Raw genomic sequence first — 14,293 nt, forward strand, 5'->3', positions numbered from 1 at the left:
GACGAGCTCAATCGTCGGCCACATCTCACCCTCGGGGACCGCACCCCAGCGGAGCTCTTCGGACGGCTGCTACAGTCCGAGAATCGCCCCTCGTTGCGATGACCGCTGGAAACCAAGGCGCCGAAACTGTTCAGAATTCGAGCGCCGTCGACAAAATGCACAGGAGAGAACCCTGTCAAGGGGGCGCCGTAGCCGCATCGCATAGCGACGCGAAGCGCCCTTGATGGGGGTCTCTGCTGTGTGACAATCCGTTGCATCGGGTTGCGTCCGGCAAGGTGGTGTACGAGAACGGTGACCGTGTCGCTGCGGACGTAGCGACGGTCACCGCGTGATTCTTCGAGAGAACTCTTCACATCCATCTCGAAAGGACCCCGACGATGACCGTCGCACCCCACGATATCGACCCTGCCCGCTTCCTCGAAGAGCACCTTGCTCAAGCGTCTCCGGATCTGCTGCGGCAGATGCTGTCCACGTTCGTCAACACGCTGCTCTCCGCGGACGCCGACCAGGTCTGCGGCGCCTCCTACGGCATGGCCAGCCCCGATCGCACGAACCGTCGCAACGGGTATCGGCACCGCGACTTCGACACCCGCACCGGGACGGTCGATGTTGCGATCCCGAAGCTGCGGCAAGGTTCGTATTTCCCGGAGTGGCTGCTGGAGCGGCGCCGCCGGGCCGAAGCCGCGCTCACCACGGTGGTCGCGACCAGCTACCTCCTCGGCGTCTCCACGAGGCGGATGAACGATCTCGTGCAGTCCCTCGGGATCACCGGACTGAGCAAGTCGCAGGTGTCGGAGATGGCGAAGGACCTCGACGAGCAGGTTGAGCAGTTCCGCACCCGCCCGCTGGACGCCGGCCCGTACTCGTTCGTCGCCGCGGACGCGCTCACCATGAAGGTTCGGGAGGGCGGCCGGGTGATCAAGGTCGCGGTGCTGCTTGCCACGGGCGTGAACGCGGAGGGTTACCGGGAGATCCTCGGCCTGCAGACCAGTTCCACCGAGGACGGCGCTGGTTGGTTGACGTTCTTCCGCGATCTCGTTGCCCGCGGCCTGAACGGGGTGAAGCTCGTCACCAGTGACGCGCACCAGGGGCTGGTCGCCGCGGCCGGGGCGACGCTGCCTGGGGCGGGGTGGCAGCGATGCAGAACCCATTACGCCGCGAATCTGATGTCCGCGACGCCGAAGAGCTCCTGGCCGTGGGTGAAGACGCTGCTTCAGACCGTGTTCGACCAGCCCGATGCAGACGCGGTGCACGCCCAGTTCGACCGGGTGTTGACTGCGCTTGAGCACAAGCTCCCGAAGAGCTTCGAGCATCTCGAGGCGGCGCGGGAGGAGATCCTCGCGTTCACCGTGTTCCCGAAGGAGATCTGGAAGCAGATCTGGTCCAACAACCCCACCGAACGCCTGAACCGGGAGATCCGCCGCCGCACCGACGTGGTCGGCATCTTCCCCAACCGCGACGCCATCATCCGGCTCGTCGGCGCCGTCCTCGCCGAGCAGCACGACGAATGGGCCGAGCAGCGCCGGTACCTCGGCCTCGACGCCCTCGCCCGAGCACGCCGCGTCGGCGAGCCCGCAATCCAACCAGAGGAGGTTCCCGAACCCGACTACCGCGCCCTCACCGCGTAAACCGACGAAGAATCACAAGACCGATCCGTACACCACCTCAAAGGACTTGACCTTGCATCGGGGGGGGAGGGGGAGCCTTCAATAGATGTGCTGTTCCGCTCATCGGGGGTCTTGTTCCCCGGATTCTGAATTCGAGGGGCGTGAGGCCGGCGTTCGTGTGCGGACGGAGCGGCCGCGTGGCTGGTCGGGTTTGGGTACGCCCGCCTGCTTGAGTTCTTTCTCGGACCAGCCGGTGGCGAGAGCGTCAGTCCACGCTTTTGCGTGCTGGCTCTGGGCGTCGGTGAGGGCGACGCGTGCGGCGTCGGTTTCGTTCGCCGCAGTGACGAATGCCCTGACTGCCTCCACCACACCGGAGAAGTTGGTGCCGAGAATGGGCCACTTGGGGTGTGTGAGGCCGAAGCAGCCGGGTCGCGAGCCCCTTGCCGGCGCGTGCGGAGCAGATTGCGGCGGTGACCACCGAGGCGTGGTTTCGGATCAGCAGGTCGCCTGGTTGAGGCGCGGGCTTGGCCGCCTCCTCGACCGGGACCATGTCGGGTCCGCCATAGTGGCGGACACGAAAGCCCGCCTGGTGTCGTGGGCGTGGACGGTGGGGGTGGTGAGTACGGGATTGGTCATCGGTCTGCCCTTGTCATCGGCTGTTCAGTTGGCGGGGAGACGGCGGCCCTTGATGAGCAGCCAGAAGATGATCGCGACTTCGCCGACGAACATCAACTGAGCGAAAAGGGCGCTGAAGTCGGGGATGAAGATCATGCCGCCGGCATCCGCCAGGTATCCGATGCCGGCGATGGCGAGCAGGATGCCGAAGACCTTCGGGACGAAACCAGACCGGAAGGCGAGGTACCCGACGAGCAGCAGCGAAATACCGAAGAGGCCCAGGCTGATAACCCAGATTTTGTTGAACGACTCCAGCACGGGTAGTGCGGCCTCGGGATCGCCGAGCAGCGAGAACCCGATCACCAGCTGGCTGGTGGCAATCACCAACAGCACTGCGTACACGGTCCTTGTCCAGGCGGCTGCTGCCGAGATCCGACGGCTCACGGGCTTGAACAGTGTGTACAGCGCTCCCGCTACGACGACATCGAGGATGGCCACGATGAAGAAGCTGATGATGCCCGCGAAGAGCAAGTACGGCGCGCCGGAGATGTCGTGGGCAGTCTGCACCGCGTCCCCGGGAGTGATCAGGGGCACGAACGCGCCGAAGTTGCCGAAGCCGCCCAACACGGCCATCACCGCGAGCGATATTCCGGCGACGATCGCCGCGGTGCGCGGTGACCAGGTTGTGAAGTTGAGCGGGTGTTGCGAGACGTCGGGCTGAGCCGAGTCGAGTACTGTGGGAGTCATGTCGTTTCCTTACGTTGTATGCTTATGATGTAAGCACAGTATGCCTACGTGGTAAGGTTGTCAATGGCACGGATGAACGGAGACATCATGGCGAGGGCCTCGAGCAAGACCGGTGTGGCGGCACGCCGCCGCTTGAATCGCGACCAGGTGCTGAGCACCGCTATTGCGCTTGCCGATGACGCCGGCATTGAGATGCTTACGATGCGCAGGCTCGGTGAAGAACTCGGGGTGGAAGCGATGTCGCTGTACACCCATGTCGCGAACAAGGAAGACCTCATGAACGCGATGGTCGACGCCGTGTTCGACGAGATCGAGTTGCCGTCGCACCTGGACGACTGGAAGACCGCGATGCGCAAGCGATCGGTGTCGTTCCGCGCCGCCCTCGCCCGGCACCCCTGGGCCACGGGCTTGAAGGACTCCGGCACCAACCCGGGGCCCGCCACACTGAGGCATCACGACCGGGTGATCGGCACGCTCCGGAACGCGGGATTCTCCGTTGCCATGGCAGCCCATGCATTCTCGGCACTGGACAGCTACATCTACGGCTTCGCCATGCAGGAGAAGAGTCTGCCGTTTCACACGGAAGAGGAAACGGCAGCGATGGCGCACATCATGCTCGCCCAGCTCCCCGCCAACGAATACCCCTACCTCGCCGAGCTGACCGCGGACCACGTGCTGCAACCGGGCTACTCCTACGGCAACGAATTCCCGCTCGGCCTCGACCTCATCCTCGACGGACTCGAAGGGTGGCTCGGACGACACCCTGCCGGACCCAGCGCGTAAGGAGACCTGAACGGACACGCCGCTGAGCTCGGATTTCCGTGCCGGTTGAGGAGCAGGCGCACTCCAGCAGAAGGGTCCGGTTAGTGCCAATCCCGTGACCCGCTTGTCGCTGCGGCTTGGTCGGTGTGTTCATAGGCTGCCCGCGTGATGGCAAGGGCGCGCGAGAGAGGCGTGGCTGTGAGTCCGAGCAGTTGCGTGATGGGGGAACTTTCCACGATGAACGGCTCTTCGAACTGGTACTGCATCTCGACGATCTCGCGCATCGTCGGGTTGAACACACCGATCGCGCGGAGAACCGCTGGCGGCATGGATCGCACCTTGCCGTGAGGATGGCCGAGCTGGCGGTACACGGTGTCCACCAGCTGCCGGGTGGTCTGGGTGTGCGGATCACTCGGGAGGACCCGACAATCGAGGCTCGAGGTCCCCGACCTGTGCGTTTCAGGCAGGCGGCCATCTCCTGGCCAGCGGAGTAAAATCCGGGACACGATGCTCACCACCGCTGGAACGATCCCCGCATCGCATGCGCGTGGAGCGTGGGCAGCCGGGATTGCGCCCCTCTACGAAGCATTCCCCGACGCAGCTGGGGCTCTGGTCCGCGCGCTGACCTTCGCGCATCGTGCACCCTTTCCCGTCCCGGTGTTCATCACCGGGCCGGCTGGAAGCGGCCGGACCGTCCTCGCTCAGGCGATGGCCGAGCTCGCCGGTCAACTCGAGCAGCCGGCGATCGCGCACATGACGCTCAACGGCATCCGCAACGCCGCTCGCACGGGATCGCCGCTGATCGTCGACGACGCCGGACCCGCGACTTCCAACACGACTGGCTCGATCTTCGATCAGCTCGGGGGAGAGATCCACGGCACCGCCAACACTCGGCTGCACGACCCGACCATCCTGGTCGTCAATGGTGACCAGGAGATCAACCCGATCGTCGCCGGGCGCGCGGTCCACGTCACCCTCCGAAGGCGGCGCAGCCGCGAGCACCTTCGTGCGGCCGCTGCAGAACCGGCATCCGCTGCTCGCCGGCTCCTTCACAGCTACCTGAGCCAGACCGTCCCCGCAGTCGAGCTCAACACCGACGAGCGATTCGGGTTCGACTTGGCCCTCAATCCGTACCCAGAGCACGAACGGCGCCGTGGCGCCGCTCTCTACGTCGCCGACGAGATCCTGCACGCACTGCACCTCGAGAGGCACTCGTTGCCGGGTACACGCTGGCTTGAGCCAGACGACCAGATCATCTGGGCGGTCAGGGCGGCGGTGCGTTACACACTTGCTCACGGCGGCACCCTGGCGAGCTCGGCACACAGCGACGAGGACTGGGTGATCGGCCGCGTCGATGACACCCACACATACCTTCGGCCTGGGGAGCTGCTGCAGTTCATCCGCGTCGAGCTCAACCAGCCCACGCTCACAACCAACGCGCTGACTCGCGCCCTCGCCCGCATGAATCTGATCAGGACCGACGCAGCGCAAGGCGGGACTGTCCCGATCAGGCTCAACGGTTCACTCGTGCGCGCCTGGCGCATCGAGAACGAGCTCCTCGCCTGACACCGCGACATGCGCCCGGCCTCAGACGTCGCTGCTTGAGGTGTGTGGTTACGACTTTCGGCACCAGAATGGGGCAATCAGCACCCTCTGAGCGTAGGAAAGGTGTAGCAAAAACTTCCCGTCATTCCGCGGAAGTCGAGGTTGCCTCACCACCTGGCATTTTGAGAGGTGGTGGCCGCGATCCGCGTCAGATCAGGCATCGCGGCTGATTGCACCACTTGATACACCTTTTGAAGGGGAGATACCCCGCATCCGCGACGCTCGCGCGAGGGCCAAGGTGTAACAGGACCGCCGGGAACTTTTTTCGGGAGTCTTTGTCCGCAAATGTCGGTGCCCCCGGCCTATACCTGTCATGGGAGACGAGGCAGAAGGGCGCAACACGCGGCGTCAATCGGTGATTCTGATTCAGGTTCCGGTTAGATCGGCTCCATGCCAGCAGCAGCAGCACGTAAGCCAGGGCGTCGTTCCTACGGTCCTCGGTCAGTCCGAACTGTGCGCTATCCCGATACCTACGATCCGATCATCGCGGAGATCGCAAGGAAGTCCGGAATCCCCGTCAGCAGCTGGCTGGCGCTTGCCGTCTCTCAGCAGGCAGGGCTCGAGATCCCGGACTACGTCAAGGACGAGCTCGAAGAGGCCGCCCGCAAGCGCGCGATCCAGGAGAGCGAACAGGAGCTCGAGATGCTCGAGATGCCTCAGTCGGCATAACAGCAAAGACCCCCGCTGGTCGGCAAACCTGCGGGGGTCGGAAGCAATTTGGCTTGGTCTCCGGCAAGAGACCTCGTAACGGAATCCCGGGAAGAAATCTTGGTTACGCCCATGATTGTAGCCGCTGTAAAGCGGATGTCGAGCGTTGATGTTGCGCGTGTTGTAGCGCCCGATGTCCGCTTCGACATGCTCCCTCGAGGGGGTGTGCAGCAGCGATGACGCTCGAGTACACCGGCCCCTCACCGTCTACGACGTCTCTCGATCGGATCTGGGAAGCCCTTGAAAGGGGCGGATTCAAGCCGCAGAAGCGGGCGAACAACTTCAAGGCTCTTTGCCCCATCCATGCCGACGCGCAGCCGTCGCTGAGCGTGAAGTACGACGCCGCCGGCGGCAAGGTCGTGCTCTACTGCTTCGGCTGTGGCGACGTCGGCGACCGGCGCTCTTGGGTACACGACCTGACGACGTCGCTCGGGCTCACCGATGATGACCTGTTCGACGCACCGCTGCCCGCTGACCGTCGGCCCAGCTCGCGCTCTCCGCGGCCGCGGCAGCCGAAGCTCCCACCCCGGATCACCCACGACGAGCTCAGCCCCGCTCCCGACCTCACGAACGCAACGTGGGTGCAGACGAAGGTCTACGAGTACATCGACGACGACGGCGTAGTCCAGCAGCGCGTACACCGCGAAGAAGCCACCGTCGATGGGAAGCGACACAAGCGCTTCACACAGAGCTACCGAGGCTCGACTGGTCGGCCGGTCAAGAGGAAGCCGGCCGACTACACGCCGCTGCTCTACAATCTCCACGCCGTGCGGGAATCGGTCCAGAGCGGCGGCGAGGTGTGGCTGCTCGAGGGGGAGAAGGACGCTGACAGCGCGATCGCCCAAGGACTCGTGGGCACCACCAACGCCGGCGGCGCGACAGCGTTCCCGCAGGAGCTCCTCGAACAGTTCCGCGGTTCCCGCGTCAACCTCGTGGTCGACAACGACGGGGCCGGTGCCAGGCGCGCTGCCGGCATCGGCGCGCAGCTGGTCGAGCTGGGGATCTCCGCCCGCGTGCTCCTACCGAACGTCGCCGACCGCAAGAGCGACTTCACCGACCACCTCGACGCCGGCGGGACACCCGACACCCTGATCGAGATCTCGGTTGACGATGCTCACGTCATGGTCGCCGTCGACGAGGCAGAAAAGCTCGTTCACGGCCGAACTGGCGTTGCCGTGTGCCTCAGGGAAGCGATCGCGCAGCTCGAGGAGAAGCACCAAGACCGCGGCACTTCCGAGCGGCACGCCGAGGCGTGGGCTCGAGAATCTCTCAATCGTTTTGACAAGCTCAATTCAGTCGCAGCGACCGTGCCGTCGTCGGATCACCTCGGCCCCCGCGGCAAGGCGTCGGCAGACGAGTATCGAGCACTTCTCCTCGAGGGCGCGCAGCTGGCGCGCGACACGTATGTCGTGGCCGGCCTCGCCGTGCCCACCGCGATCGCCTCCGCCCTGGCAGCACTGACCCCGATCGGATCAGAGCAAGCGCCATCAGAAGAGTTCGTCGTCGACGCGCCCACCCCCCGGGTCGGCACCGGTGGCGGGGGGGGCGGAGTGTTCTTCAACGACCCCGACGCCGCCGGCGGGCCGGAGAAGCGTCCGTTCATCCAGGGCACCGACTATCAAGTCGTCGACGGGCAGACAGTGCTGGTGAAGTACACCCCGGACGGCAACGGCGGCTTCGAGCCGAAGTACACCCGGGTGATGAACGGGTGGGCAGAGGTGCTCGCTCTCGCGGTCGAAGACGACGGCGCCGACAGCGAGATCGCCCGGGCACCACACCTCTACACGATCCGATTCCACCGCCACCCGCGCAACATCCGCGGGTACCCGCTCACGGACAAGGAGACGGGAAAGCCGATCGTCGAGTCCATGGTGTTGAAGTACTCGGAGGATCAGGTCCGGGATGGCTCCTGGGCACAGGCCCTGCCCTGGCCAGGGTTCCTCGAGTCAAACAGCCGTCGCGGCCGCGACTCGGCCTGGGACGCAATCCTCAAGGCCGTCACCCCGCCGAGCACCAACAGCGTCGTCCACACCACCATCGGATGGCGCACCGCTGACACCGGGCCGTACTTCATCCACGCGACCGGCGCGATCGCGAAGGGCGGCACCATCGGCGTCGAGGTCGACGTCGACAAGACATCTTCGATCTACGCCATGCCCGCTCCGACCACCGACCGCGACGAGCTTCGTCAGGCATGGGAGGACGGGACGCTCGCGCTGCGCGACTCCGAGCTGCCCGCTCGAGTCGTCGCCCCACTCCTCGGACACGCATGGACGGCCCCGGTGCTGCCCGGCCCGATGATCCTGCACCTCGTCGGCGGGTTCGCGAGCTACAAGAGCTCCCACAGCCGCCTCGCCGTGCAGTACTTCGCCCAGAATCTCACCCACATGACCAAGGGCCTCATCTCGGGGGCATCGGGTGGTGCGACGACGATCGGCCTGCAGCGGACACTGAGCTCAATCTGCTTCGTCCCCGTCATCGTCGACGACTTCGCTCCAGACGGAGATGCGAAGGGAGCCATCCGCCGGATCAGCGCCCTCGGCCGCACTGTCTTCAACGGAATCGGTCGCATCCGAGCGAAGCAGCGCGGTGGCACCGACTCAGACCGGCCGATCCTCGCCAGCATCATCACCTCCGGTGAGCTGTCGGCGCAGGGATCCGCCGACTCCCGCATCGTCAACCTGCCCCTCGACCCCGCAACAGTCCAGAATGGCGGCGAGATCTTCGGCCGCCTCGAGTCCCGCCACAACAGGCGTGCCCGTGCGCTGATCGGCGCCACGCTCGTCCAGTGGATCGCCGGCCGACGCGACCAGCTCATCGAAGACTTCACCGAAGCGGAAGAGGACGTCGACCACCGGCTGTCCACGCACAAGTTCTGGCGCACCAAGATCCCCGCGGCGTCGACGCACGCCGGTCTCCACGACCGTCTGGTGCAGTCCGCCGTCGTCCTGGACCGCGGCATCGCCGTCATGCTCATGATGCTGAGAGACCTCGAGGTGATCTCCGTCGATGAGTGCCGCGCGTTCTACGCCTGGGCCCGTGACGGCATCGCAGAGGCGATCAGCATGCAGGACTCGTCGGCCTCGGATCCGGCCGAGCAGCTCATGGAGTACCTGCGCGAGGCGATCGCTAACGGGAACGTGCACCTCTCCGCCATGGACAACGCGGTCCCCTTGGAACCGGGCTCGGTGGGCTGGACGGAGCAGTCGAACGGCATGAACCGGCAGTGGCGCGCGAACGGACAGCGCCTCGGTGTGATCAACGGCGACCGGGTCTACCTGTTCCCCAGCACGGCGATCAGCGTCGCGAACAATATGTCGCAGCGCGCCGACGAGGCCTTCTCCGAGACTAAGGTCTCCATCTCCTCCTCGCTCAAGTCGCACGGGTGGCTCATTGCGGACTCGGACGGCAAGCGCAGCGTGAACCGTCGACTCGGTCGAGGTTCACAGTCCCGGGTTTGGGATGTGCCCCTCGCGGCGCTCATGGGCTCCAACGATGACGGAACGACTCCGACTCCGGACGACGATGGGTTCGGCCCGGCCGGCGACTTCCTGCCGCCGTACCTCGACAGCGACGCCCCTGAGCCCGCGGCGCCGGAAGGCACCCGCGATGAGCCGCCCGTCGACACCCTGGAACAGCTCGACCAGCTTCCAGACCCGACAGCCGGTAATGACGCACTTCTCCCATCGGTCGACGAAGCAGCTACCCCGCCGGCAGCGCAGGACGACGGGTCGTCCCCGAAGCAGCCGGCCGCCCCTGCGCCCTCGCCGGTCCCGGTCGGCCAGTTCCGCGCCCCGCTAGGTGTTCTCGACGAGGAAGGTCTGTGGCTCTCGAACGGAGATCTCATCCGCATAAGAGGCCGAATCGAGCACGTCGGCCAGCTGGCTCGTCTGGCCGCGGACATCCAGCTCGGCACGCACATCAACGCCGGGGCGAACAAGCTCCGCAAGACCGAGCGCGGACAGATCTACCTCACCAAGGCAGCCGCACTCTCGATGGGCCTGGCGATCGACGATCTGGTGCCGCCCACCGACTCCGACTACGCCACCATGCTCCGTGACGCCACTAAGGACGCCCCGTTCCTCAGCCTGGCGGCAGCGGAAGGCTACTCCATGACCGGCGACGGGGCGATGCGCCCGAGCATCGATGTCTGGCGTGAAGACGACCGTGCTGCCGGAGTGCACGTCGCGCTCATCCCCGCGCAGGGAGACGCCTTCATCAGCACGATCCTCCACGGAGATCCGGACTCAGCCACGATCGCACGCCGCCTGGGAAAGTTCACTATGGCGCTGAAGTTCCCGTACCGCAGCAGCGCCGGCACAACCGGCATCAAGCTCATGACCTCCCTCGTGGTCCGCGATCGCCAGGAGCAGGTCTTCCGCCCCATCGACAAGCCGGCGGCGGTCAAAGAGACCACGATCTCCGAAGGCGACTTCAACTGGCAGCGCGCCCTCACCGACGAAGAGCAGTCCAAGCGTTGGGTTCACGGCTTCGACCGCGGCGGCTCCTACCTCGCCGCCACCAGCGTCGAGGTCGGTATCGGTGAGCCCACCCACCACGACGGACCGCTGCAGTTCACCCGACAGAACCGTCTTCCCGGCTACTGGTCGATCACCGTCCCCGAGCTCGGCAGTTGGTTGATGCCCGATCTCTTCGGATTGCAGGGCCGCACCGGCGAAGGACTCATCGGCGCGAAGATCTGGGTCACCACCCCAACGATGGAGATCGCGGATGAGCTCGGCATCGAGCTCGAGATACACGAGGCCTACCTCTGGCACGAGAAGGGGCGCGTCTTCGACTCCTGGTACCAGCGCATGCGCGATGCCCGCTCCCAGCTCGACACCGACGACGTCGACGACCAGCTCGCCCGTGACCTCCTCAAGCGCAGCTACGTCGCCGCAATCGGGATGCTGGACTTCCGCGGGGACCACGACACCCTCGCCGTGTGGGCGCCCCATCGCCACGACATGATCGTTGCGAAATCGCGCGCCAACATCATCCGGCGAGTCATCGCCAACGCCAACCGCACCGGGCTGTGGCCTGTCGCGATCGAGAAGGACACCATCGTCTACGTCACCGACGTCGCAGACGGCGCGGCCGCCTGGCCCGGCGAGGACAAGTACTTCGGTCGCGGCCTTGGCCAGTACAAGTACGAAGGCTCGGACACGACCACGCACCACCTCGAGTTCCTCACCGGCAAGGGACCGTACAAAGGCAAACCGCACCTGAATGAGCTCATCTGATGGCACTGAACAAGGCGCAAGCTGCCCGCCAGACCGCGGCGATGTTCGAGGGCCTCACCGGCCAGAAGCTCCCCGACGTCTCTCGTGATACCCGATCCATGCTCAGATTCCTCTTCCCGGGGCCGAGCGACCGCTTCCCGATCGCTACGAAACTCGCTGCGGAGAAGCTCGGCGTCTCACAGCGCACCGTCCAGCGGTGGTCCCGCGGCGCACAGACCCCGCGCACTGAAATCACCAAAGAGATCACCAAGCGCGTCCGTCAGGCCGTCACGACCAAGCGCGGCCGCGCACAGCTCGCCAAGCGAATGACCGCCCAGCTGCCGAACAAGATCCGCACCATCCGGGTACAGGCGCTGCAGGGGCCCAGCAGCGACCCTCTCGACAAGGATTACGTCACCGACCGGTACAGCAACTTCGAGATGTCACCCGACGAGCAGCAGCGTCTCTACGACGCCTGGGTCCAAGGCGGCGACACAGCCGCGACCGACTATCTCGCTGGCCTCTACGACACCCGCTACGTCGACGGCTGGCAGTTCCACGGCATCAAGGGCGTCGACTGGCTCTGACGCCAGGTCGGCGGGTTCTCATATCGGATGCCCGCCCCGATGGATACCATGACCTCAGTGAATGTCACGCTGTTATCCGGCGTGATCCCGAATCGTCGAGAGAAAGGACGTACCCACCATGGCAAATGCCCCCGAGCTCGTCGGATACGCCTACATCGCAGAAAAGCTCAATGTGACCCCGCAGACCGTCCGCGTCTACGCGACCGGTACCGCCCAGAAGAAGGCCGGCTTCCCTGAGAACGTCGCACCCGAGACCTCGCGATCGCCGCTGTTCCTGCGCTCCGAAGCCGATGCGTTCATCGAGCGCCGCATAGCCGAGAGCAAGACTCCTGCGCGTCTGAACGCCAACCGTCCCGACACAGCGCCAGCCTCTAAGCCGGCGAAGGACCGCTCGGAGATTTCCGCCAACGCTCGGGCGAACGCACAGGCCAAGCGCGCCGCGACAAAGGGCTGATCGCGACATCGCAGAGCCTCACCTTCACGTCGGTCTTTGACTCCACGATCGGGCGCACATATCCTGTGAATGTCAGATTCACTATTGCGAGTTAGTCCAATGTCTTCAACCGCGACGGAAACCACAGGGGACGCTCCTCTCTGGTTCACACCGGAGCGGGCGAATCTCGACGCGCTCGAGCAAATCTGGGGCTCACGAAAACTCGGCCTCGTTATGGCTGCAGCACTTGCCAGCTTCAATCGCCTTGGTCACGTCAACGCCGGCACGGCAGCCGAGCAGTTCGGAGTCTCAGAGGGAACTATCCGGCGATGGATCCGCGACGGCGTCCCCGCCAGCCGGCGGAGCCAGCTCATCGCTCTGGTGCGGCCGCCCCAGGGCGCCTTCGACCAGGAGCAGAAGGATCTCGTGAATGCCCGCAACGCAGTCGCGAAGATCGCAGCCGAACCAGCCAACGCGACGGCGCTCTGGGGGTACAAGGGCTGGCTCGAGAAGCACGATCTCGCCGTGATCAAGATCAACGACATGCCGGTGCACACCATGCGGATAGCCCGCACCGACCGCGACCGCGACGCGGACCGACGACTGCGCGCCGGCGGCGAAATCGTCGCCATCGCCACGTTCCCGAACATGTTCGCCGCGACCATCGCCCGCAGCGAGCTGCTCGAGGACGTCTACGCTTACCGCGTGCAGCTGCGCAACACCAAACTCGCCAGCGGCGCCGGCAAGGCTTGGCTGGCCGATGCTCCCCACAAGCCTCTGAGCTCCTATCGGAAGCGAGCACGCACCACTGTTCGCAAGACCACCGCTACAGCGAAGGACACCCCATGACGCTCAACTACCGCGACGAAGCACTCAAGGAACGCTCCGCTGGCGACACCCTCCTCGGCAAAGCCGTCACCACTGACGACATCACCGAAAAGGCAGCACTTGCCTCCCGTGCCGCGCAACACTTCGCCGTCGCCGGCCGATTCGAGCAGCTCCACTTTGAGACCCTCACGGGTGGGCTCACCGACGATCCCGAGCTTTGAGCAACCCCAACAGCCACCGGATACAGTGAGCCGGCAGCCCGGATGACGACGCTCTTCTCCAAACCACCACAGGAGAATAAGTGACAGCTGTCCCGGAGTACTGGCACGGCGGTGCCCCCGGGCTCACGGTTGGATCCCCGCTACTCAGCCCCCGCGATGCGGCCGCAGCCGGCCTCCCGATCGCGCACACACCGCGAGATCGCCCAGAGCTCGGGCTCGTCTCGCGCAACGATCGCGTCTACTTCTCAACCAGCCAGGACTTCGCCCGCGCCTACGCCTTCCAGACGGAGATCACGACACCATCCGGAACCCCCGCCGGCCGGGGCACGCTTTACCGTGTTCATCCCAGAGGGCCCGTTGAAGAGGATCCCGACTTCGCAGGACACCACGTCTCCTGGTGCGCACCCGCGGGAGTAATTGTCGAGATCGTCGAGAACGATGTCCGCATGCGAGAGCGGGATGCCACCCGAGCGATCGGCCGCTACTCGAGCTGGGATGACGGCCGATCCATGTACCTCGAGGATGGTCGCCTCTGCGTCACCTGGCAGATGGAGCGTGCCGGCTTTACCCAGGATGCCGTCGATGAGCTCGTGCGGCCGTGGACACCCGTCGACCGCGCCCTCGAGCGAATCAACGCTGCAGTACTCCACCACAGGACGGCAGGCCGCGCGCACAGAGATCGGTGAGCTGTGTCCACCGGCCGCGAGCAGCACGAGCATCACCTGAGCGCGCTCAGCATTCGAGACCGCCGGCGAGCCTGGCTGACAGGAGAGCGCGGCCGCGGGGTCGGCGGGATCCCGAGATCGCTGCGCCCTCGAGCAGCGCGCAGCGCTGCCACGACGGGCATAAGACCGACGGTGACCTCGGTGCCTGACACATACCCAGCGGCCGGTTCACCGGCCCGCCCATGGCTGCGGCGCAGCCGCTTGCCTTGTCTCGTATACACAACTACGCGCAC

At 65.4% G+C, this 14,293-nt stretch carries 12 protein-coding genes; 10 read left to right on the top strand and 2 right to left on the bottom strand.

The features are described from left to right. Window positions 1-377 precede the first annotated feature (377 nt). Window positions 378-1,628 (top strand): IS256 family transposase, encoded by a 1,251-nt coding sequence (locus ACPW96_RS22785; RefSeq protein ID WP_425885978.1) that lies wholly within the window; start codon window positions 378-380, stop codon window positions 1,626-1,628. 639 nt (window positions 1,629-2,267) lie between these two features. Here the strand turns inward: ACPW96_RS22785 and ACPW96_RS22790 are convergent. After that, window positions 2,268-2,969 carry a DUF4386 domain-containing protein gene (locus ACPW96_RS22790; protein WP_425885979.1) on the bottom strand — a complete coding sequence of 234 codons (702 nt, stop codon included), beginning with the start codon at window positions 2,967-2,969 and terminating at the stop codon, window positions 2,268-2,270. 63 nt (window positions 2,970-3,032) lie between these two features. Between ACPW96_RS22790 and ACPW96_RS22795 the strand changes: the two genes are divergently transcribed. Then, window positions 3,033-3,752: a TetR/AcrR family transcriptional regulator C-terminal domain-containing protein gene (locus tag ACPW96_RS22795; protein ID WP_425885980.1), complete on the top strand. Its 720-nt coding sequence runs from the start codon at window positions 3,033-3,035 to the stop codon at window positions 3,750-3,752. Between the two features lie 80 nt (window positions 3,753-3,832). On the opposite strand, the gene ACPW96_RS22800 is transcribed toward ACPW96_RS22795, so the two are convergent. Then, on the bottom strand, window positions 3,833-4,060 hold the full coding sequence (locus ACPW96_RS22800; RefSeq protein WP_425885982.1) for a hypothetical protein: 228 nt from the start codon (window positions 4,058-4,060) through the stop codon (window positions 3,833-3,835). Between the two features lie 178 nt (window positions 4,061-4,238). On the opposite strand from ACPW96_RS22800, the gene ACPW96_RS22805 reads away from it, so the two are divergent. The 8 genes from ACPW96_RS22805 (at window position 4,239) to ACPW96_RS22840 (ending at window position 14,021) form a co-directional block, all read left to right on the top strand. Further along, window positions 4,239-5,297: a hypothetical protein gene (locus ACPW96_RS22805; RefSeq protein WP_425885984.1), complete on the top strand. Its 1,059-nt coding sequence runs from the start codon at window positions 4,239-4,241 to the stop codon at window positions 5,295-5,297. A 492-nt stretch (window positions 5,298-5,789) separates the two neighbouring features. Further along, window positions 5,790-6,005, top strand: a complete 216-nt coding sequence (locus ACPW96_RS22810) for a hypothetical protein (protein WP_425885986.1) — start codon at window positions 5,790-5,792, stop codon at window positions 6,003-6,005. Between the two features lie 215 nt (window positions 6,006-6,220). After that, window positions 6,221-11,287, top strand: coding sequence for a CHC2 zinc finger domain-containing protein (locus tag ACPW96_RS22815; protein ID WP_425885987.1), 5,067 nt, complete (start codon window positions 6,221-6,223; stop codon window positions 11,285-11,287). Further along, on the top strand, window positions 11,287-11,853 hold the full coding sequence (locus ACPW96_RS22820) for a hypothetical protein (protein ID WP_425885989.1): 567 nt from the start codon (window positions 11,287-11,289) through the stop codon (window positions 11,851-11,853). Before ACPW96_RS22815 ends, ACPW96_RS22820 begins: the two co-directional genes overlap by 1 nt. Window positions 11,854-11,971: 118 nt before the next feature. After that, a complete protein-coding gene (locus ACPW96_RS22825; RefSeq protein ID WP_425885990.1) occupies window positions 11,972-12,307 on the top strand; it encodes a hypothetical protein in 336 nt (111 codons plus the stop codon). Between the two features lie 213 nt (window positions 12,308-12,520). Then, a complete protein-coding gene (locus ACPW96_RS22830) occupies window positions 12,521-13,135 on the top strand; it encodes a hypothetical protein (RefSeq protein WP_425885992.1) in 615 nt (204 codons plus the stop codon). Beyond that, a complete protein-coding gene (locus ACPW96_RS22835; protein ID WP_425885994.1) occupies window positions 13,132-13,335 on the top strand; it encodes a hypothetical protein in 204 nt (67 codons plus the stop codon). Before ACPW96_RS22830 ends, ACPW96_RS22835 begins: the two co-directional genes overlap by 4 nt. Before the next feature lie 80 nt (window positions 13,336-13,415). Continuing rightward, window positions 13,416-14,021 (top strand): hypothetical protein, encoded by a 606-nt coding sequence (locus ACPW96_RS22840; RefSeq protein ID WP_425885996.1) that lies wholly within the window; start codon window positions 13,416-13,418, stop codon window positions 14,019-14,021. The last annotated feature ends 272 nt before the right edge of the window (window positions 14,022-14,293 follow it).

The organism is Micromonospora sp. DT81.3 (genome assembly GCF_049847225.1).
GTDB lineage: Bacteria > Actinomycetota > Actinomycetes > Actinomycetales > Microbacteriaceae > Microbacterium.